This is a genomic window from Candidatus Nitrotoga sp. M5, from assembly GCF_927904885.1.
Taxonomy (GTDB): Bacteria; Pseudomonadota; Gammaproteobacteria; order Burkholderiales; family Gallionellaceae; genus Nitrotoga.
The window spans coordinates 18018-38881 of the sequence record NZ_CAKMNW010000034.1 but is presented as its reverse complement, the minus strand read 5'-3'; the positions used below and the strand labels follow the sequence as shown (position 1 = coordinate 38881).

Here is a 20864-nt window from a genome sequence, read left to right as displayed (position 1 = left end):
TTACCAGAAGCAGTAATGCTGCACATACTTTCATACGTTGTCTCCATTTATTATATTAAGGGTTAAATTCGTGAAGCATGCTCTAAGGAGTGAGGAAGCAACCGTCATCACCATTTTGAATGCGCTGATGTGCGCATTGCAGCGTTATTATTCGCTTATGTGGCTAAGCCACACTACACTGGGAACGCTTGGCATTGCATCTCGCCAACATCCCCCAAAAACGGAACAGCGGCTATTTGCTCACCTCTAATGACTTATCACGTTGCGTGACCAGCTGAAATTCTGGAACATTGCCTTGTTTGTCCAGTCCGGAATAAAGTGTCACATCCATGTGAGGATAGGGAATCTGAATGCCTTGCGCATCGAACTCTTCTTTCATGCACCGCAAAAACTCGCGTCGGACTCCCCATTGTTCCAACGTGGCGGTTTTGAAACGACAGCGCAGGACGACCGCCGACGCCGCCCATTCTTGTACTCCGACAATTTCGATGTCATCGATTATCTTTGCGCTGAACGCTTCCGACGCACGCAACTTCTGGGAGACTTTTCGCATGATTTCATAGGCTTTATCAATGCTTTCGCTGTAAGGGATATTCACATCGATTACAGCATATGCAAAACCGCGCGATTTATTGGTAACCGTGGTAATCAGTCCATTCGGAATGTAATGGACGCTCCCTTCGAAGTCGCGCAGACGAATATAACGCAGAGTAATATCTTCCACCAAACCACTCTTGCCGCATATTTCGACCACATCGCCCTGATGAATCTGGTTTTCCAGCAATAAGAAAAAGCCGTTGAAATAATCCTTGATCAGGCTCTGCGCACCGAAGCCGACCGCAAGACCCACCACTCCGGCAGCACCGAGGATAGGTGCAATGGAAATACCCAGCTCGCTCAACGCCAGCATGCCCGCGACCAGTGAGATCACCACTGTGGCTATGTAGCGCAGCACGCTCGCCAATGTTTCAATGCGGCGCGTCTTTTCGATTGAGTCTGCGCGCGAATTCATGTATCTACGAAACATACGGATCAACTTGCTACTTAGCCCCATCAAAAGCCACGCCAGTATCAAAATGACAATGGCCCGTAACAGCTCTTTGGGGAAATGCATGTATGCTAATAAAGCATCGCTATTCATGGCGCGCACTCCAATTAGTAAAAGTAAAACTTCTATCGCACGTGTGCTGCCGTTTCCGCCTGCACACACTAAGGGGCGCTTTTTAAAAAATTGTAATTTCGCGAGCAGCCGGCTACCTCATTTAGTCACAATACGGCATTACTTGAAAAAACTTTCGCTTGCACATTCACCCTATGCCGCGGTCAAATTTTTTACTCATGACTTGTTTTGTCTGGCAGCCTGTCGGACTTGGATTTTTAGAGACACCTATGGGGAAGGTAAATTTCATCTGAATTGAAATTTTCTATTCGTTCCCCAATAAACACTGGGGCGGTAAAGATTTCGAACTGATAACAGCCCCGCATTTTATAGCAAGTTTTGCCCAGTTTGCACAATTTCGAGACAGCGTGGATGTTCTTGCTGTGTCGTTTTGCTCACGAAGCGGGAACGCTGATACTACTGAGTAGCGACGATATTGAAACTATATTTTGCACAAATGAGCACCCTCCGCGACATGACTCAAAGGAGCTCGTCAGCTCACAGATTGTCGGCTAATATCACGCCGAAAACATATGTAGTGCTCTAATAGAAACTTACACCTCGAAAGAAATATTGTTCAGCACAAGCACCGCAAGCATATTTCGAAGCGGCACGTAAATTAGACCTTGCACGCATGGCAATTGATCAAAGACTGAGTATCACGCAAGCAGTTACAAACATGAGCCTAGCAATGAGCCGCTATATTGAATAATCTCAAGCTGAGCAACTGCATTCTGACAATGAATTATTTAAAATGCATTACCTTTAATTTTGTCCATTTGAAGGACGAACAAAATTAAAGCCACCGACTTTACCGATGGATGTTTACTGAAAAAAATGTATGAACAACGCTGACATCCTGGATGAATTCTGCGACTGCCTGTGGCTGGAAGACGGCTTATCGCGCAACACACTAGAAAGCTACAGACGCGATCTGTGCAAATTTATTATCTGGCTGGAAAAAAACCATAACTCAACCTTGCTAAAGGCCTCACACGCTGACGTTCAAGGATTTCTAGCCTATTTGGTCATCGAACAAAAAGCCAAAGCCACCAGTACCGGCCGTGCCATATCCAGCCTCAAACGCCTGTTCCGTTACCTGTTACGGCAGAGCAAAATAGACATAGACCCCACTCTGCAAATCGCGACTCCCAAGTTGCCACGTAACTTACCCCAAACGCTAACAGAACAGGATGTGGATTTGCTGTTGCAAGCACCTGATACGGATACTCCTCTGGGTATGCGTGATCGCACCATGCTGGAAGTACTATATGCCAGCGGCCTGCGCGTGTCTGAGTTGATCAACTTGAGCGTTGCACAAATCAGCCTCGACATGGGAGTAGTGCGCGTAATGGGCAAAGGTAATAAAGAACGTCTGGTACCACTTGGGGAAGAAGCCCTGGACTGGCTGCAGCGCTATTTGATTGATGCACGCCCTGCCTTGCTGGGCAATAAAATAAATGCAGCGATGTTCGTTACTCAACGTGGCACAGCGATGACGCGGCAGATGTTCTGGTATCTGATCAAACGTCACGCAAAGCACGGCGGCCTATACAAACCACTGTCACCGCACACCTTGCGTCACGCCTTCGCCACTCACTTGCTTAACCACGGAGCAGATCTGCGCGTTGTGCAACTTCTGCTTGGCCATGCCGATATTTCTACCACGCAGATTTACACGCATGTTGCACGCGAACGGTTGAAACAACTGCATGCGCTACATCACCCGAGAGGGTAATGGCGTTTAGCGTCCGGTTTTTTGGCGGCTTCAAACTCTGGTACAAACGAAGTCACATTCGTGCTTTATCGACGACCAGCATCCAATTATGTCATCATTTCAAGAACATTTACTAGCAGCCAGGGAGCCACAATATGAGCAATCGAACCACAAGAAACTGCCGGAATATTGTTCTGATGCTTGTCGCAATTTGCGGCAATATTTGCTTACCTGCAACCGCGTTTTCACAAAGCGACATCGGCATTGAGTTCAAGGAAAAAGATCAAATTGTTAGTACGCTGTCTTTAAGCGATCTTGCTACTGTCGCTCCAGCAGTTTCGTTAAAAATTTTCGAGATTCACGAGAAAAAAGAGCGCATCTACAAAGCTTATTCTGCCCGAGCGCTTTTTGACAAAATATTTGGCAAAAAGTGGGGGAAAGCAGAAGAGATCGTATTTATTTCCACTGATGGGTATCAAGCGAGCATTCCCGTAACAAAGTTCCTCTCACATGATGCTTATTTCGCCTTTGCTCACAATGATAACTCACCATTTACAATGACCAACGTACTGCAAAATAACGAGGTAGTACAACTTGGGCCACTCTACTTAATCTGGGACAACATTAAATCAGAAGCATTGCTTGAGGATGGCGCGTCTGACATGCCTTACCAAGTGAAGAGTATCGAACTCACAGAATTTGCGACTCGTTTTCCGAATCTTTCCCCACCAACCAAGGCATCCACAGAAGTGCAGCTTGGTTTCTTGCACTTTCGCAAGCATTGCATGGCATGCCATACAATCAATGGAGAAGGCGGCGACAAAGCACCTGAACTCAATTATCCAACAAGTGTAGTCGAGTACATCAAGCCTGAATACCTGACTCGCTGGATCGAAAACCCATCGAGTATTCGATTTAACACGCTGATGCCGGCACTTGCACAGGAGATCCCTGATAGAGCGAAAGTCACAAAAGAAATTATTGCCTATCTCCAGGCAATGAGCGCAACAAAACGTAGCCCGAAGCGCCAAGACATTCGCTAAACGTCTTGCAGCACGCCCGACAACGATAGCGTTACAATCCTTTGGCGTGGCCGTTCCTGATCACGTGCATAGACTGACAGTACGGGCACATCGCGGTACATGTGAAGCCTCCTCATAAGCACAGTCAATGCCGGCTGCGCATCCGGCGCCGTCAATTCAACCGCTACATGCTTACGCTGATCGGGCGTCAGTTGCCTTAGCGCGGCAGTGATTCGTTTCAAATCCGCCTGCTCATTTCTACCTCCTGTATGAACCAGCGCATATTCACCGTGACACATAGCATGCACATCAAAGTGGCTCATCCGATGAGCTACCAACATGCTTTACGGGCACACCATTTTGTTAAAGATTCCTGAAAGAATGCCGTTAGCCGTTAAATATTTGGCAATTTATTGCCAGTTTGAGATTTAACCATTCGCACCATCAGATTGCCGCGACAGCCACCAATGTAAATGAAGGTCAGGTATTGAAAAAATTTATTGGTAGAAAAAAAAATCTGTTTTTTGTCACTGTAATAGCGGTTTTACTTCTCGCTGCACTGATATATAGCCAATTTGACCACGCCAAGCAGAGCATCAAAATAGGTGTATTGCATTCGCTCAGCGGCACGATGGCGCTGAGCGAATCCCCGATGGTGGATGCGGTGCGGCTGGCAGTAGAAGAGGCTAATCAGTCGGGCGGGGTGAACGATGCACAGATTGAGATGATCGTTACCGATTGTCGTTCGGATGCGGCGTATTGCGCACAACAGGCCGAAAAATTGATTACGCAGGACGGGGTGCAGGCGCTGTTCGGCTGCTGGACATCCAATTGCCGCAAAGCGGTCAAAATCATCGTTGAAAAACATCATCATTTGCTGATCTACCCTGTGCAGCACGAAGGATTTGAGCAATCACCAGACATCCTCTACACCGGTGCCACGCCCAACCAGCAGATTGTTCCAATGGTGTCCTGGGCGTTGCAGCAACGCGGCAAGCGTGTCTGGCTAATCGGTTCAGATTATGTGTACCCGCGCACCGCAAATAAAATTATCAAAAAATTGTTGATTGCTCAGGGCGGAGAGCTGGTGGCAGAACGCTACACGCCACTGGGAGAGCAGAACCTGGATGAATTTGCTCTCGAGATCGCAGCAAACCGCCCCGATTTTGTGGTGAACACATTAAACGGTGACAGCAATCTGCATTTCTTCCGCGCTCTGCGCCAAGCAGGTGTCAGCGCTGAAGATATTCCGGTGTTTTCCACCAGCATCGCCGAGGTAGAGCTGAAAGCGATGGGGCCGGAGCTGATGGCTGGTCATTATGCGGCATGGGGTTACTTCCAGAGTGTGTCGAACAAAGAAAATCGCGATTTCATAGAACGCTTCCGCCACCGCTTCGGCCAGGATCGGGTACTTGATGATCCAATGGAGGCAGCTTACATTGGGGTGAAGCTGTGGGTGAACGCCATGCGCCGGGCGAAAACATTGGACAAGTCTGTCGTCAAGGCTATTTTAGCGCAGCTGACATTGAAAGCGCCTGAAGGTGCCGTAGCGGTGGATAGCAATACAAGACATCTGTGGAAGATGTTGCGCATCGGTCGTGCGCGTACTGATGGCCAGTTCGATATCGTCTGGCACGCCGAACGCAGCATCGCACCCGCCCCTTTCCCGTTCTTCATTTCGAATTCTGAGTATGAAGCAATGGTGGAAGGCGCGCCATGAATATTGCTACGCGGCTGTTGTTGCTGTTCCTGCTGGTGGCTGTAATTCCGCTAGCGGTGTCAAGCTATATCCAATGGCAACAAAACGAAAAAATGTTGCACTCAGAGATAATGGGCAAGATGTCCGCTGTGGCAGACAAAAAAGCAATAGAGGTTGAAGCTTACCTGGCGGAGAGGATGCTGGATGTGCAACATCTGGCGCTCGACCCTCGAATGATAGAAGAAATGGCTCACCTATCAAGAGAAAATTCTCGCTATCTGTCCGCTGCGGCTAAAAATACCAATAATAATACACACGCACACCTGTATTTTGCTCGCTATATATCAGAACTAGGGCTGCTTAATGACATGCTCTTGATCACCCCGAAGGGCGAGATCGTCTATACCCATCAGCATGGGCCCGAATTTGCCACCAACTTGCTGGACGATCCTTATAGTGGTACAAAATTGGCACAAATGTTCCACGTCGTGCGTACGACACTGGAGCCAGCGATCTCCGATTATGAGTATTACGAGCCATCGCAGAAGGCAGCAATGTTCATTGCTGCACCCATTATGTTGAATGGACTGTTCCAGGGGATGATCGCGGTACAGCTTGGCAACGAACTGTTTTACCAAGTGGCACAGAATACGGTCGGCTTGGGTGTGAGTGGCGAGGCGATGTTTGCCCAGCGGAATGGGGACGCCGCGCTGTTTACTGTGCCGACCAAGAATATGCCAGATGCCGCGATGAAATTTCAATTGAATCAGCAACAAGTAAATGCACCCCCGATGTTAGACGCGATTTCCGGCATGGCGGGATCAGGCTTGAGAATGGATTATCGCAGCGAGCCAGTGTTGGCCGCATGGCGCTATCTGCCGGAGCTAAATTGGGGGATGGTAATCAAAATGGATGTGGATGAGGCTTTCGCACCCCTGTATCAAAAACGCACTCAAACCTTGTGGACCTTGTTGCTGACAATACTGCTTGCGTCTATGACTGCGATCTATTTCGGACGAAAGTTAGTGACTCCGCTCCAGGAATTGGTGATCGGCACGGAAGATGTGGCGCAGGGAAATCTGACACATCGGGTGAATGAACAAGGTGCCGGTGAAATCGGCATGTTGGGACGCGCCTTCAATCGCATGACCGAAAATCTGCAATCCTTATACAGCACGCTTGAGCAACGAGTTCAACAGCGCACTCAAGAACTTGATTTTACCAATCAGCAGTTAACGGAGGAAATTAACGAGCGCGAACGGGCGGAACTGGAAATCCTCAAGCTCAATGCGGATTTGGAAGCACGTGTACTGAAGCGCACGAACGAACTGGAGACAACCCTTTCCGCCTTGCATGTCAAAGAAGAAAATATCGCCGTCACGCTGAATTCCATCGGCGATGCAGTGCTGTCCACCGATGTCAAAGGTCGGGTGACACGCCTGAACCGCGTCGCCGAGCAGCTCATCGGCTGGACACAGGCGGAAGCCGTTGGTCATCCCGTCAATGAAATTTTATACCTCTTCAATAAAAAAACGCGTGATCCCGTGAGCATTCAGATTTTTGAGGTAATTAATCGAGGAACTGCTCAACTATTTACAAACAAGATACTGATTGCGCGAGACGATAGCGAATATCACATCACTGACAGTTGCGCGCCGATCCGCAATCGTGAAGGCAATGTCATTGGAGCTGTGCTGGTGTTACATGATGTAACTGAGGAATACGCAATACAGGAGGCCCTGCGCGACAGTTCTACGCGTATCGAGACAATCATTAATACCGTGGCGGATGGCATTTTCTGCATCAATGAAAGCGGCATGGTCGAGACAGTGAACCGGGCTGTCGAGCATATTTTCGGCTATGCCGCTACCGAGATCATCGGGCAAAATATCAAGATTCTGATGCCCGACCACTATCACAATCTGCACGATCATTATTCAGCCACAGGTGAGACGCATTACATCGGTAGCGCATACGAAGTAACGGGGCAGCGCAAGGATGGCAGTTGTTTCCCGATTGAACTGGCCATGAACGAGATGTGTCTCGGTGGCCAACGCCACTTCATTGGCGTCCTGCGCGACATTACGCTACGCAAGCAGGCTGATGAGGCGTTACAAGACGCAAAAGAAAGCGCCGAGTCCGCCAACCAAAGCAAATCGAATTTTCTCGCTGCGATGAGCCATGAGATTCGCACCCCGATGAACGGCGTCATTGGCATGTTGGAGGTGCTGACGCAAACCAGCCTCAATAACCATCAGACCGAGATGACTAAGCTGATCCGCGATTCAGCATACACACTACTCAGCATCATCGAAGACATTCTCGATTTTTCTAAAATCGAGGCAGGCAAACTCGAGCTTGAACAAAATTGCTTATCCATAGAATACGTGATGGAAAAGGCTTGTTCAATGTTTGACTATATGGCTGATAAGAAGCAGGTAGAGCTGACTCTGTTCGTTGATCCGGAGATCCCCAACGTTCTAGGGGATGAATTGCGAATACACCAGGTTCTAACGAACTTAATCAACAATGCCCTCAAGTTCTCAAGCGCACAAAACCACCTTGCTCAAGTAATGGTGCGCGTTCGAATATCCAGACGCGAAGAAGGTCGAATTTACTTGGAATTCTCCGTACGTGACAATGGCATCGGTATGGATGAGTCTACTCAGAGTCGGCTATTTACACCCTTCGAACAGGCTGATTCCTCCACTAAGCGACTTTTTGGCGGAAGTGGACTGGGATTGGCCATCTCGAGCCAACTCATTCACATGATGGGCGGTGAGATCAACGTCCAAAGTGAACTGGGCGCTGGCAGCACCTTCACCGTACACCTGTCATTTACAGAAGTGCCACAATCGGAAACGATGCATTCACTGGTGGACGGGTTGCCGTGCCTGTTGATTGGGCATGACACGGGATTGACAGCCGACATCGCAACGCAACTTACCCATGCCGGCGCTCAGGTTCAGCGTGTGTCGGACATTGATCTAGCACAACATGCGGATGTACCGACCAATCCCGTTTGGATATGGATACTTGACACCTTAGGTGCACCACCGATGTTGAACGAGTTGCGTGCCAAATCCTGTTTGCATAAACAGCATGACATATGTTTTTTCGTTATCACTCGAGGCAATCGCCGCCGCCCCCGTCGAGTAGCGGATGATCTGGTATGTATTGATGGCAACCTGCTCACGCGGCAGGCTACCCTGCTGGCTGTAGCAATCGCCGCGGGACGCGTAGACGAAGAAATATTGCCCAAACTAATCGGTCTTCCCCGCGAAGACTTTGATGCGCCATCGCACGATGAAGGAGATCAACAATGCAAACCAATACTTATAGCCGAAGACAACGAAATCAACCAGCAAGTAATCCGTCGACAACTTGCTCTTCTCGGGTTCCCGTCCATAGTGGCCGGGGATGGTCACGAAGCATTGAGTCGCTGGAAGTCGAGCGAGTACGCGCTACTGCTCACCGATATACACATGCCCTATATGGACGGCTTTGAACTCACCGCAGCCATACGTACCGAGGAAAAAACATGCACTAGCCATATACCGATCATCGCACTCACCGCCAATGCGCTAAAAGACACCAAAGAAAATTGCATGGCAGCAGGGATGAATGATTACCTTTCCAAGCCCGTGCAGCTTGCTAACCTCAAAGCGATGCTGGAGAAATGGATGCCTTTGACGACACCATCTCTAATTGCCTCTCAGGTAGAAGAAGCTATAGAACAACCGGGAGAAACTATAGAGCAACAGGGAGAAGCTATAGAACAACCGGTGGATGTGCGGGTGCTACAAAATTTAATTGGCAATGATACCTCTGTGATCAATGCGTTACTAAAGGATTTTAGAGTAAAGTCAGTCCGCATTGCGGCTGAGCTCAATACGGACTATGCCGCTGGGCGGATCGTCGAGGCGGGTGTAACGGCACACAAATTGAAATCTTCGTCTCGTAGCGTCGGGGCGCTCAAGCTCGGTGAGCTGTGCGAACAAATTGAGCATGCCTGCGATACAGAAGAAAGCACCGCCCTCCCCGAGCTTTTGAGCCACTTTAATGAAGCAATGACCGCAGTAGATAACTATTTGGTAACATGGATTAATGATGCGGCAGAACCAGAAAATAACAAGGAGGATACATATTGAACACACTAATAAAAATCTACTTAGTATTGAACGACAAACCCTTCATGCTCAAGTTGCTCAGCCGCATACTCACCAAGTTGAGCTATAGCCGCGTGACTTGTCTCGAACGAGGTGCCGCTGTGCTGGCAACTTGCAAAACGACAGACTGTTTTCCGGATGTCATACTGCTTGACATCAACATGCCTAACATGATGTTAGGCGGCAAGCGATATACATGAATAGCCTCAACCTTGCTGTTCAGCTCGTCATTGAAGCAGTGGCCGTAGACGTAGAAAATGCTGAAGACTGGGCCGTTCCTACGCACAACTATACAGACGGGGGCGCTGCATGAACAAATCATTCACCAGTGATGCAAAGATCCTTATCGCATCAGATATAACAAGTGATGCAAAACTAGTAAAAAGGCTTCTTGATTCCGAATTCGACAACGTTTTTGTCTCTCCCGATCCAGACAAAGCGGTAGCTGACTTCGACCAACATCGGCCAGATGTTCTGGTGCTAGCGTTCAAGGAATTGGGGAAATCGGAACGCCATTGCCTTAAACTTTATCGACACGGCAATACAGCTAATTTCCACCCTCACCGTTCCATTGTGCTTTGCAACCAAGAAGAAATTCTGCGTGCCTACAAGCTGTGCCGCGAGGACATTTTTGACGACTATGTCCTGTTCTGGCCGATGACTAAAGATGCACCACGCCTACCCATGGCGGTGTATCTGGCACTGCGCGAAATGAGCATGTGTAAGGCTAACTCGCCTACTACTGCAGAGTTCGCCACCGAAGCGCGGCGATTGTCGACTTTGGGAAACCTATTAAATCAGCAGCTGACTCTTGGCGAAGAATATGTCGAGTCGATCGGACGAGCCGTTGCGCAAGCAGACTTGGTGGCAAGTGCAGCCTTCAATGACTTTTCGCAACGGCTCGCAAGAAATGAACTACCGAACGTACTCGAAATTAAAAATGCTGATGGCTTTCAGAAGGAGGTCGGGCACCTAAAACACGAAGCTATCGAGGTGCCAGGTAATTCGTTAATGAATTCTGTAAAACCGTTGAAACAATGGGCTGGCGAGTTACGTGAGGCGACTGCACCGCATCTGAAGTCTATAAATGCGCTCAACACCATGGCGACCAGTATCCCGTCAATGTTGCTTGTGGTTGATGACGACGAGTTCCAACACAACATCCTCAATGAAATCTTGAAAAAAGAAAACTATCAAGTGCAGTTCGCCACCAATGGTATCGAGGCTCTGAATGTCCTGCGCAAGACGCGCCCAGAACTCATTTTGATGGATGTCGTAATGCCCGGCGTGAATGGCATCGAAGTTGTGAAAAAAATCAAATCAATTGAGCGCTTTGCTGATATTCCTATACTCATGTTGACGGGCAAGAGCGAAAGAACGGTTATTATGGAAAGCCTAAAGGCCGGAGCATGCGATATTATCGTCAAACCTTTCGTGCGCGACGCCCTGCTTGCAAAGCTTAACCATACGCTAAAGAAAGCGTGAGTATTAGCCCAGCGAAGCGCTTGGATTTTTTTGGGCCAACGCCAGAGTTAGTTTTCAGAAAAATCTGACACTGCAAAAAGGGAAACTCAGGCCAAATGCGTTCCAAAAAAGCGCATAGTTCGATCCCAGGCCATTTGCGCCCAAGCTGCATCGTATTGCATTGCCGGATTACGTCCTGATCCCTGTGCGGTTTCGTTAGCGAATGCGTGATGGGCAAGATATCGGTGTGACTCCAAACGCACTTTCGCGCAGTGCAGTTTATCTTCCAAAGTATCCACACTGGCTATTGGAAATAACTGATCCTGCGTGGCCCAGTGCGCCATCATCGGCACCTTAATCTTGCTGGCGTCCACATCTTCAAGTGGTGGCAGGCCATACCAAACTACTCCAGCTGCCACTTCTGCTACCGTTGTGAGGGAAAGAATCGTCAGTGCGCCACCCATGCAAAAGCCAGTAACACCCACTTTGCCACCGAGTTTGGCGAGAAATTGTACAGCGCCGCGCACATCTTGCGAGGCGGTGTCAGCAAAATCGAGGCTAGTCATTAGATGGTGTGCCTCCTCTGCTTCCACTGTGAATTTGCCACGATAAAGATCTGGCACAAGGACAGTAAAACCTGCCTTGGCAGCTCGATCAGCAACACCCCGAATCTGATCGTTCAAGCCCCACCATTCTTGAAGTACCACGAGAGAACCAATCTGCTGTTCGGCCTTGGCGAGATAGCCTTGTACGGTTTTCCCGTCCGGGCGGGTATAACTGATCATGGAATCCATGGTAATTTATCCTTATTAAACGTGTGATTAACAATGGTCAACTTATAATACATTACTTTTTAAGTCAAATACTTATATAAATCCACATGAGCGTAAGCACGGCTTCTGGTAGCAGCGATATTGGGAACATCAATCTGAGGTTGAATAAAATAAAGCCCAATATCTCACCACTCTCATCATTTTAATTCGGCGTCATTATCCTTGCAGACTATCGGTCATCTGACCGCAATATTTCTCAAGATTTTCAGGCAAATGATCTGGGCAGACGCCGCACAGTTTATTTCCCGGCACTGCAAAATCAATGAACTTAGGATAGGGCAAATTGAGGTTCGCCATAATATCTTTGAATTGTGCCAGTGTGATCTCTCCGCCCAGGCGAGGATTTCGTTTTTTTTCCTGCGCAATAGAAGAAACATGCCTGCCGTTGTAATCATGGCCAGGATAAACAAGAAACTCATCCGGCAATGAAAACAGCTTTGCTGTGACACTCTTGAATAGCGCATCCGCGTCGCCATTCTGAAAATCGGTGCGGCCACATCCATCAATTAGCAGTGAATCACCTGTGAATATTCGGTCGCCTGAAAGATAGGCAAAGTGTCCGGCAGTGTGCCCAGGGGTATGTATCGGCTGCAATTGGATATTGCCCACGTTAAACGGCGTTCCTTCTTCAATTTCCACATCTACGCAAGGCAATTGATCAATAGCAGGCATTGCTATCTTGCATCCTACTTTTGATTTTAATTCGAGAGCTGCGGTGATGTGATCTGCATGGATATGGGTATCCAGACTATAGGCCAGCGTCAATCCAAGCCGACTAACTTCGGCAAGATCACGGTCGACAGAAGCAATCACTGGATCAATAAGTACAGCTTGCCCAGTTTCTTCACAGCCAAGCAAATAGGTATAGGTACTTGATAACGGCTCAAACAGCTGACGGAAGATCATGGCGGTGCCTTTAACTTAAATGTTTCGTAAACAAACGTGCCGTGAGTATGCGACTTGTTCTGGTATGAACTGCAATTTTGGACCGATGCATACGGCACGTCATTAAAAATTTAAAAAATAATCAAGATTGCTGCTTGCAGCTATTGATCTTCAACAGGCTGTTGAGAGGGCAGAGTCCAACGAATACAGTATTCCAATATTGCTGCAGAATCAGCGGCTCATTTACATGATTGTATCCATCTTCGCTAGTAAATCAAAAGCAGTCAACGCAATTCCGATATCGATACGGATCGCCTCGTCTACACCACCTGCATTGCAGGCTAAAGCCACCGTAGCCTCCTATCGATAAGAACTTCATAACTAGCATTATGCTGACTAACAGCTGGCAAAGACAAGTAGCTCATCAGCATAATATTTTTAATATTATCCAACTAAAATATTCTTATTGAGGGAGATAGGTTGATGGGTGTTACAACTAAAAAATTTGGGACGGCCGTCATGGCTGTTTCGTTCGAACAATTCTGTAAACTGGGTAAAGGAGGGGAAAAATGACGATCTACTGGGCAAATTTTACCCCTTGGTCAACTTTAGCTGGCGGCATACTAATCGGTTTGGCTACAGCGATGTTCCTTTTGATCAACTGCCGGATTGCGGTTATCAGTGGTATTCTGGGTGGGCTGCTACGATCGGCAAAAAGTGATATTGGGTGTCGGGCCGCTTTTGTAGCAGGCCTCATTATTTCGCCTATCGTGTTTAGCGTAGCCGCGCCTCTTCCTGCGGTTAAGATTGATGCCGACGCTGCGTCTTTGATTATTGCTGGCCTGTTGGTGGAAATTGGCACCCGCTATGGTTCAGGCTGTACTAGTGGGCATGGCGTGTGCGGACTCTCGCGGCGTTCACCGCGTTCGATGTTGGCTACTGCCCTCTTCATGGTGGCCGGTTTTGTATCGGTCTTTATCACTCACCACCTGATGAGTTAAGGGGATTACGATGCAAGTATTAATGGCTTTCACCACAGGTTTGATATTTGGGTTGGGTCTGCTTTTGTCAGGCATGACAAACCCGGCCAAAGTGATTGGATTTTGAACCTTGCTGGCACCTGGAATCCATCGTTGGCTTTATCATGGGTGGTGCTATTTTGATAGCGGCGATCGCATTTAACTTTGCTAAGATTCACCCGAAAGCTTTGCTGGGTGACGTCATACGCTTACCAAGTACACGCCAGATCGACAGACGATTAGTTTTGGGCGGACTGTTTTTTGGAGTTGGCTGGGGCTTTGCTGGATATTGCCCAGGCCCTGCGTTGGTTTCGCTTGCCTACAGTGGGAGCAATCCACTGATTTTCATCGTCACCATGGTTGTCGGTATGGCAATTTTAGAAATTCAGGATAGACGTCGAGCGCGCACAAACGCAAAGCAGTCTAACAAAATTTACTCAGAACCGCGTATGCAAATGGCGACGACTACTCTGATATACGATGCGCGATTCAATAAAAGGCAACAATGATAGTTGAACTGGGATTAGGCGTGGTAGTTGGCACAGTAATGGCACTGACAGGTGCCGGGGGTGGGATATTGGCAGTTCCACTGCTCGTATTCGTCCTGCAGCTAAATGTTGTCCAAGCAGGGCCGATTGGTTTATTAGCCGTTGGGTTAGCTGCTGCTTTGGGAGCTGCAGTCGGTTTGAAAGCGGGTATTGTTCGCTATAGAGCAGCAATGTTGATGTCCGTTACCGGCATCATTCTGTCGCCTTTAGGTATTTGGCTTGCCCACAGACTCGACAACCGTTGGCTAAGTATTCTGTTTTCCCTCATTTTGTTCTTTATTGCGTATCGGACATTCCGCCAGGCTAAGAGTCATTCAACCGATAATGAAGGCAGTAAAACCCCAATACTCGCATGCGTTCGAGACGCAAATAGCGGCCAGTTCGTATGGACCACACGCTGCGCGCGCGCATTGGCAATGTCTGGAAGTGTAGCGGGTTTATTCTCTGGTTTATTGGGTGTGGGGGGTGGCTTTGTGATTGTTCCAGCTTTACAACGCTATTCGGATCTAGCCATTCAGTCCGTCATCGCCACTTCATTAACTGTCATCGCATTGGTGTCATTAGCAGGCGTCCTGTTCAGTTCTATCACTGGTAGCTTGAATTGGGTGGTTGCAATACCGTTTTGTTCCGGGGCCCTTGCAGGTATGATAGTTGGAAAATTCATATCTTCTTGGCTGGCAGGCCCCCAATTGCAAATAAGTTTTGCCATTCTGTCTGCAATTGTGGCAGTTGGAATGATGATCAAATCTTTTGTATAACGTTCAGTTGCAAAACGGCAATAACTCAACCACAAGAGTTTACGTGAATTAAAAACATTCTGTAGTGAAGTTTCGCAAATTTTGTAAGTATTATCAGTGTTGAAATTCGACAGGCAAGGCACGAGAAACAATTTGAGCGTGGCGTAAGGTAGAAATATAACCTCTAATTTTTTAGGGCAATGCCATATTGCGATGAAACGAGCCAAGCATGCAAGTCGTAATGCGGCTGATCGCAATATTTTTATTTTTAGAGATGGCCTGTACTAATCTATGGCAATAGTTTGACTAGAGCCTGCCCTATCTAGTGCTACAGCCGACGGCCTTTTGTTAAGCAGCGTTATTAACGCAGCGAGCTGGTCACGCATTTGGCGACGATCCACAATCATATCAACAGCACCATGCTCCATCAAAAATTCTGAGCGTTGAAAGCCTTCCGGCAGCGTTTCACGCACTGTCTGCTGAATTACTCGCGCACCGGCAAAGCCGATCATTGCACCTGGCTCGGCAATTACCACATCGCCCATGAAAGCAAAACTAGCGGACACACCGCCCATGGTTGGATCGGTAAGCACTGAAATGAATGGAAGTTTTTCTGAGCTTAATTGAGTCAGTGCGGCACATGTTTTTGCCATTTGCATCAATGATAACAATCCTTCTTGCATACGCGCCCCCCCACTGGCGGCAAAACACACGAAAGGCATTTTCTGTTCGGTAGCAAGCTGTACGCCGCGCACAAAACGTTCGCCCACTACCGAACCCATGGAGCCACCCATGAAGCTGAATTCGAACACTGCCACCACCAGAGGAATAGCATGCACACTTCCCTGCATTACCACCAGCGCATCACTCTCACCCGTATCACGTTGCGCCGCAGTCAGACGCTCGCTGTACTTTCTGCTGTCTTTAAATTTCAGGGTATCCAGCGGCTGTACTTCTGCACCAATCTCGAAACGCCCTTCAGTATCAATAAGCCAATTTAGACGAGTGCGCGCAGTAACACGGTGATGGTAGTTACACTTGGGGCAAACACTTTTATTTTTCTCCAAGTCAGAATAGTACAGCACCCCTTGGCATGATGGACACTTGCGCCACAGTCCTTCTGGTACATTCTTTTTATTCTCTCCCCCCTGCTCTCTACGCTTTATTTTTGGGGGCAATAATTTTCGAAACCAACTCATTCAATCCTCTTTAAATTCTTAATGTTATATTTTTTGCGTGACAATTGCGCAGAATCTTTGCGAGCTTGGCAAAGTGCCCAACTTTACGAACCCCACTTGTCGGATAAGCTTCAATGTGGAGAAAGTATGAGTTACTCAAACACTCGACAGAGTAAAGCCTGATGTTCTGAAGGCCCGCAAGAGCGCACGCGATATTACATACTCGAAGCAAATCATATGTTAAGTCTGGAATCTTTTTGCAAGCAGATTTCCGTCTGTCTGCTTGAAACATTCTCACAATGGCTCTAAAAACGTTAAGTGTCAGGAGGTACCCTAATAGGCGATTAGGCCTGATTGATTGCCAAACGCAATTCTTTAACCAGCCCTGCGACATTAGAGATCACCGACTCTTCGCTCGATTCCTCAATTTCTTGCACGATACGGCTGCCTACCACCACGCCATCGCACAGCTTTGAGACTGCTCGAGCAGTTTCTGCATCACGGATCCCAAAGCCTACGCCTATAGGTAGGCCGATATGCTGCCGAATGTGAGGAATTTTCTGTGCTATAGCTGACAAGTCCAAATGCCCTGCCCCAGTTACACCCTTAAGCGACACATAATATACGTAACCACGCGCCAGCTTGGCCACCTGCTCGATACGCGCATTTGATGTGGTGGGGGCAAGCAAAAAGATTGGATCCACGCCATAGCGATGCAGGTGACCGAATGCCTCGTGACTTTCTTCCGGTGGGAAATCCACCGTTAGCACGCCGTCCACTCCCACTTGAGCGCAGCGAGCGGCGAAGCGTTCCCAGCCCATTGCCTCGATAGGATTGCCATAGCCCATAAGCACTACGGGTGTTTTTTCGTCCGTGGTACGAAATTTTCCCACCATATCGAGTACGTCATGCAATGCTATGCCATGCTTGAGTGCTCGCTCCGAAGAGCGCTGTATAGTCGGCCCATCCGCCATAGGATCAGAAAAAGGCACACCGATTTCAATGATGTCTGCTCCTACTTCTGCTAGTGCATGCATTAGCGAAACAGTCACTTGCGGATTGGGATCGCCTGCCGTAATAAAGGGAATCAGCGCCTTGCAGCCGCGCTGCTTAAGGTTTTCAAAAGTGGTCTGAATGCGTGACATGGGGTACCTGCAAAGTAATTCCAGAAAAAGTTACAGTTCAATACCAGAAACCCGCGCTACTGTCGCCATATCCTTGTCGCCTCGTCCGGATAGATTGACCAGCAGAACTTTATCATGCCCCATTGTCGGTGCTATCTTGGCTGCATAAGCTAAAGCATGACTGGATTCCAGCGCTGGAATGATACCTTCGTAATGACATAGATCATGAAAAGCTTGTAGCGCTTCACTATCCTCAATCGCTACATATTGTGCTCGTTCACTGTCCTTTAGCCATGCGTGTTCTGGGCCGACACCGGGATAATCCAGGCCGGCGGAAATAGAGTGCGTTTCAATAATTTGACCATTCCCATCCTGCAACAAATAAGTACGATTACCGTGTAGCACGCCTGGCTTGCCCGCAGTGAGCGCAGCTGCGTGTAGGCCACTAACAATACCGCCACCTGCCGCTTCCACACCTATTAGCTGCACACCAGGCACATCAATGTAAGAATGAAAAATTCCCATGGCGTTCGATCCCCCTCCCACGCAGGCGATCACCGCATCTGGCTGACGCCCTGCCAATTCCGGCATCTGCACCATGCATTCCTGGCTTACTATTGAATTGAAATCGCGCACCATCATCGGGTACGGATGCGGCCCTGCTACAGTGCCGATGATGTAGAAAGTATTTTCGATGTTGGTAACCCAATCGCGCATCGCCTCGTTGAGCGCATCCTTAAGCGTTTTGGATCCGCTTTCTACAGGCACTACAGTGGCACCTAAGAGCTTCATGCGATACACATTAGTAGCCTGACGTTTAATATCCTCAGCGCCCATGTATACCACACACTCCATGCCGTAACGTGCCGCCACGGTTGCCGTGGCTACGCCGTGTTGCCCCGCGCCGGTCTCAGCGATCACGCGCGGTTTGCCCATGCGCTTAGCCAGCAGCGCTTGTCCTACGGTGTTATTCACTTTATGCGCGCCGGTATGGTTGAGATCTTCACGCTTCAGATAAATTTGCGCACCATCCAACCGCTTCGACCAATGCCGCGCATGGTAAATCGGACTGGGCCGTCCAACATAATGCTTTAGCTCATAGGCAAGCTCGGCCTTGAATTCAGGGTCAGCAGAAAATTTCTCATAAGCGATACGCAACTCATCCAGCGCGCCCATTAATGTTTCGGCAACGTAAATGCCGCCGTATGGGCCGAAATGACCCGTGCTATCAGGATAGTTGTAAGCCAATTTTCTTAACCTCATTGATGAATGCGGCGATTTTTGCTACATCCTTAATTCCTTTTTCAGCTTCCACACCGCTGGAAACATCCACTGCCCAAGGCCGCACCTGCTTGATTGCTTCTGTTACATTTTTTAAGTGCAAGCCCCCGGACAAAACTACAGGTATGGGCAAATTGTGCGGAATCAGTGTCCAATCAAACGATACTCCAGTGCCACCATGCGTACCCTCGATGAAGGCATCAAGCAACAAACCCTGTGCATCTTTATAACGTGCCGCACATTGTACCAAATCCACTCCACATTTGACTCGCACCGCCTTTAAATAAGGGCGATCGAACTGCGCGCAGAATGCTGGCTCTTCCTCCCCATGAAACTGCAATGTATCTAGTGGTACCTGCTGTAATACTCCTTGCACCGATTCAGCACTGGCATTCACGAACAACCCCACCCGCGTAACGAAGGGTGGAATTGCAGCTGCCAGTTGAGCAGCCTGTTTGAGCGTCACATATCGTGGGCTTTTATCATAAAATACCAGTCCGAGCGCATCCGCGCCGCTGTGCGCGGCCGCCAACGCATCTTCCATACGCGTGATGCCGCAAATCTTTATTCGGGTCATAGTCACGAAACTTGCTGTTAACAAATCGAGGTCGCATTGTAATGCATTCAAGCGACAGACTAAATTTCAACTAATATATTTTTAATTCATTGCTCCTAGCGGATTAAAGAATGAAAGGGCTCAACCCAAACTAGAATTCCAGCGTATGAAGAAATATTGACATATCAATTCATTCAACATTTTTCTAAATAAGTTTAAAATAATCATGACGCCACGAACGGGGTATTGCTTGAATGTTCCGCACAAGCGCCCCCTAATCAAGTTGTGGTAATTTCCATTTCGCATCGTATGTAACCCGACGCAGATACAAGCCATCTGGTGCAAAAGTTGGTGCCGCACGACTACGATCATGACTTTCCAGCACTTCGCGCATCCAATGTGGCGGGTGTTTGCCTTTACCAATGTATACCAGGCAACCAACGATATTACGCACCATATGGTGCAGGAAGGCATTAGCACTAAGATCGAGAATTATGGTATTGCCTTGCTTGTGAATGTCGAGTTGCGCCAAGTTTTTAATAGGTGACTTGGCTTGGCATTCCGCGGCGCGAAGAGCACTGAAATCATGCTCTCCCAATAAATACTGCGCGGCTTCACACATCATTTCTACATTCAGTGGCGCATGAAACCAGCCCGCTTTACCGTGCTGTACAGCATTACGCACAGAACGGTTGATAAGCAAATAGCGGTAACTACGCGCTTGAGCAGAAAACCGTGCATGAAAGTCTTCCGGCACAGGGTGCGCCCACAACACAGCGATACTGTTCGGCAACAAGGCATTGACTCCGCGTACCCATGCCGTTAGGGGCCTTTCTACGTTGGTATTAAAGTGCACGACTTGTTCCAACGCGTGTACGCCAGTATCAGTACGCCCAGCAGCGATGATTGAAATGAGTTCGTTAGCAATGCCGCTCAATGCAACTTGCAGAGCATCTTGCACCGTACGACCACCGGCTTGACTTTGCCAGCCGAAATAATGGCTGCCGTCATATTCCACACCGAGCGCAATTCTCACAGCAATTCCAACACAAGCACGGTACAGCCTATAGTTAGTTTCATGCCATCATGCTTTATGAATGGGATGTTGCAATTCGATACTGTGCAGCTTAACCTCCGCTGAGACCAGCATCCATTCGCTTTTGCCGCGCCAATTACCCGCGGTATCCCACATAAATGATGAGTCATACTGCAAGGAAGCATCAGGCGAACTACCAGACGCTCGCGCGACAGACCAACAATCGCAAGACAGCCCACCATTTAGCTGCTGTCGGGGCAACAGATTTAATAGCATAGCCTGCCAAGAGAAATTTCAAACGACACAATTGCAGAATGCCGTTAAGTAAACCTTCATGTGTTGGGCTGAATTGTGCAAGTGACAATCACATTGTTTCAACCAATATCGCATAGGCATAGATGAGAAGCAGTGACATCATAATCCAGTGCGTGCGCCGA

18 protein-coding genes and 1 pseudogene are annotated in these 20864 nt (G+C 48.4%); 10 read left to right on the top strand and 9 right to left on the bottom strand.

Annotated features, from left to right (window positions below; all coding sequences use genetic code 11):
• Positions 1–232 precede the first annotated feature (232 nt).
• Positions 233–1141, bottom strand: coding sequence for a mechanosensitive ion channel family protein (locus MJ770_RS08615; RefSeq protein ID WP_239252015.1), 909 nt, complete (start codon positions 1139–1141; stop codon positions 233–235).
• Between the two features lie 859 nt (positions 1142–2000).
• Between MJ770_RS08615 and xerD the strand changes: the two genes are divergently transcribed.
• Positions 2001–2897, top strand: a complete 897-nt coding sequence (gene xerD, locus MJ770_RS08610) for a site-specific tyrosine recombinase XerD (protein ID WP_239251995.1) — start codon at positions 2001–2003, stop codon at positions 2895–2897.
• A gap of 134 nt (positions 2898–3031) precedes the next feature.
• Positions 3032–3919 (top strand): cytochrome c, encoded by an 888-nt coding sequence (locus MJ770_RS08605; RefSeq protein WP_239251974.1) that lies wholly within the window; start codon positions 3032–3034, stop codon positions 3917–3919.
• 34 nt (positions 3920–3953) lie between these two features.
• On the opposite strand, the pseudogene MJ770_RS08600 reads toward MJ770_RS08605, so the two are convergent.
• Positions 3954–4197: pseudogene (locus MJ770_RS08600) on the bottom strand (hypothetical protein); the annotation flags it as partial.
• Between the two features lie 188 nt (positions 4198–4385).
• Between MJ770_RS08600 and MJ770_RS08595 the strand changes: the two are divergent.
• The 4 genes from MJ770_RS08595 to MJ770_RS08580 all read left to right on the top strand — a co-directional run bounded on the left by MJ770_RS08595 (position 4386) and on the right by MJ770_RS08580 (position 11251).
• Positions 4386–5618, top strand: coding sequence for an ABC transporter substrate-binding protein (locus MJ770_RS08595; protein WP_239251933.1), 1233 nt, complete (start codon positions 4386–4388; stop codon positions 5616–5618).
• On the top strand, positions 5615–9748 hold the full coding sequence (locus MJ770_RS08590) for a PAS domain S-box protein (RefSeq protein WP_239251910.1): 4134 nt from the start codon (positions 5615–5617) through the stop codon (positions 9746–9748). The genes MJ770_RS08595 and MJ770_RS08590 overlap by 4 nt, the downstream gene beginning before the upstream one ends.
• Positions 9745–9966, top strand: coding sequence for a response regulator (locus MJ770_RS08585; protein ID WP_239251886.1), 222 nt, complete (start codon positions 9745–9747; stop codon positions 9964–9966). Before MJ770_RS08590 ends, MJ770_RS08585 begins: the two co-directional genes overlap by 4 nt.
• A gap of 109 nt (positions 9967–10075) precedes the next feature.
• Complete coding sequence (locus tag MJ770_RS08580) at positions 10076–11251, top strand: response regulator (RefSeq protein ID WP_239251828.1); 1176 nt, start codon at positions 10076–10078, stop codon at positions 11249–11251.
• Between the two features lie 86 nt (positions 11252–11337).
• Here MJ770_RS08580 and MJ770_RS08575 read toward each other — a convergent pair whose 3' ends face one another.
• Together MJ770_RS08575 and MJ770_RS08570 are read right to left on the bottom strand one after the other, a co-directional pair.
• Positions 11338–12024: a dienelactone hydrolase family protein gene (locus MJ770_RS08575; protein WP_239251793.1), complete on the bottom strand. Its 687-nt coding sequence runs from the start codon at positions 12022–12024 to the stop codon at positions 11338–11340.
• A gap of 195 nt (positions 12025–12219) precedes the next feature.
• On the bottom strand, positions 12220–12969 hold the full coding sequence (locus tag MJ770_RS08570) for an MBL fold metallo-hydrolase (RefSeq protein WP_239251754.1): 750 nt from the start codon (positions 12967–12969) through the stop codon (positions 12220–12222).
• A gap of 548 nt (positions 12970–13517) precedes the next feature.
• Between MJ770_RS08570 and MJ770_RS08565 the strand changes: the two genes are divergently transcribed.
• From MJ770_RS08565 to MJ770_RS08555, 4 genes are read left to right on the top strand one after another with little or no spacing between them, the layout of a single operon-like run.
• Entirely contained in the window at positions 13518–13949 is a 432-nt protein-coding gene (locus MJ770_RS08565; RefSeq protein WP_239251729.1) for a YeeE/YedE family protein, read from the top strand.
• 10 nt (positions 13950–13959) lie between these two features.
• On the top strand, positions 13960–14055 hold the full coding sequence (locus tag MJ770_RS15650; protein WP_445083140.1) for a DUF6691 family protein: 96 nt from the start codon (positions 13960–13962) through the stop codon (positions 14053–14055).
• Complete coding sequence (locus MJ770_RS08560) at positions 14045–14476, top strand: YeeE/YedE family protein (RefSeq protein ID WP_320412224.1); 432 nt, start codon at positions 14045–14047, stop codon at positions 14474–14476. Before MJ770_RS15650 ends, MJ770_RS08560 begins: the two co-directional genes overlap by 11 nt.
• Positions 14473–15273, top strand: coding sequence for a sulfite exporter TauE/SafE family protein (locus MJ770_RS08555; RefSeq protein WP_239251681.1), 801 nt, complete (start codon positions 14473–14475; stop codon positions 15271–15273). Before MJ770_RS08560 ends, MJ770_RS08555 begins: the two co-directional genes overlap by 4 nt.
• 263 nt (positions 15274–15536) lie before the next feature.
• Here MJ770_RS08555 and accD read toward each other — a convergent pair whose 3' ends face one another.
• The 5 genes from accD to truA form a co-directional block, all read right to left on the bottom strand.
• Positions 15537–16451, bottom strand: a complete 915-nt coding sequence (gene accD / locus MJ770_RS08550; RefSeq protein WP_239251626.1) for an acetyl-CoA carboxylase, carboxyltransferase subunit beta — start codon at positions 16449–16451, stop codon at positions 15537–15539.
• A 323-nt stretch (positions 16452–16774) separates the two neighbouring features.
• The gene (gene trpA, locus MJ770_RS08545; protein ID WP_239251598.1) at positions 16775–17575 is read right to left on the bottom strand and encodes a tryptophan synthase subunit alpha; all 801 of its coding nucleotides are present in this window, start codon (positions 17573–17575) and stop codon (positions 16775–16777) included.
• 30 nt (positions 17576–17605) lie between these two features.
• Entirely contained in the window at positions 17606–18817 is a 1212-nt protein-coding gene (gene trpB, locus MJ770_RS08540) for a tryptophan synthase subunit beta (protein WP_239251582.1), read from the bottom strand.
• The gene (locus MJ770_RS08535) at positions 18783–19412 is read right to left on the bottom strand and encodes a phosphoribosylanthranilate isomerase (RefSeq protein WP_239251556.1); all 630 of its coding nucleotides are present in this window, start codon (positions 19410–19412) and stop codon (positions 18783–18785) included. Before MJ770_RS08535 ends, trpB begins: the two co-directional genes overlap by 35 nt.
• 253 nt (positions 19413–19665) lie before the next feature.
• Entirely contained in the window at positions 19666–20427 is a 762-nt protein-coding gene (gene truA / locus MJ770_RS08530) for a tRNA pseudouridine(38-40) synthase TruA (RefSeq protein ID WP_239251536.1), read from the bottom strand.
• Between the last annotated feature and the right edge of the window lie 437 nt (positions 20428–20864).

Excerpts from the sequence above, each read along its gene's own strand:
- MJ770_RS08575 (WP_239251793.1), bottom strand. The coding sequence starts at position 12,024 with ATGGATTCCATGATCAGTTATACCCGCCCGGACGGGAAAACCGTACAA.
- MJ770_RS08590 (WP_239251910.1), top strand. The coding sequence starts at position 5,615 with ATGAATATTGCTACGCGGCTGTTGTTGCTGTTCCTGCTGGTGGCTGTA.
- MJ770_RS08605 (WP_239251974.1), top strand. The coding sequence starts at position 3,032 with ATGAGCAATCGAACCACAAGAAACTGCCGGAATATTGTTCTGATGCTT.
- MJ770_RS08555 (WP_239251681.1), top strand. The coding sequence starts at position 14,473 with ATGATAGTTGAACTGGGATTAGGCGTGGTAGTTGGCACAGTAATGGCA.
- MJ770_RS08535 (WP_239251556.1), bottom strand. The coding sequence starts at position 19,412 with ATGACCCGAATAAAGATTTGCGGCATCACGCGTATGGAAGATGCGTTG.
- MJ770_RS08580 (WP_239251828.1), top strand. The coding sequence starts at position 10,076 with ATGAACAAATCATTCACCAGTGATGCAAAGATCCTTATCGCATCAGAT.
- accD (WP_239251626.1), bottom strand. The coding sequence starts at position 16,451 with ATGAGTTGGTTTCGAAAATTATTGCCCCCAAAAATAAAGCGTAGAGAG.
- trpB (WP_239251582.1), bottom strand. The coding sequence starts at position 18,817 with ATGAGGTTAAGAAAATTGGCTTACAACTATCCTGATAGCACGGGTCAT.
- MJ770_RS08615 (WP_239252015.1), bottom strand. The coding sequence starts at position 1,141 with ATGAATAGCGATGCTTTATTAGCATACATGCATTTCCCCAAAGAGCTG.
- trpA (WP_239251598.1), bottom strand. The coding sequence starts at position 17,575 with ATGTCACGCATTCAGACCACTTTTGAAAACCTTAAGCAGCGCGGCTGC.
- MJ770_RS08570 (WP_239251754.1), bottom strand. The coding sequence starts at position 12,969 with ATGATCTTCCGTCAGCTGTTTGAGCCGTTATCAAGTACCTATACCTAT.
- MJ770_RS08565 (WP_239251729.1), top strand. The coding sequence starts at position 13,518 with ATGACGATCTACTGGGCAAATTTTACCCCTTGGTCAACTTTAGCTGGC.
- xerD (WP_239251995.1), top strand. The coding sequence starts at position 2,001 with ATGAACAACGCTGACATCCTGGATGAATTCTGCGACTGCCTGTGGCTG.
- MJ770_RS15650 (WP_445083140.1), top strand. The coding sequence starts at position 13,960 with ATGCAAGTATTAATGGCTTTCACCACAGGTTTGATATTTGGGTTGGGT.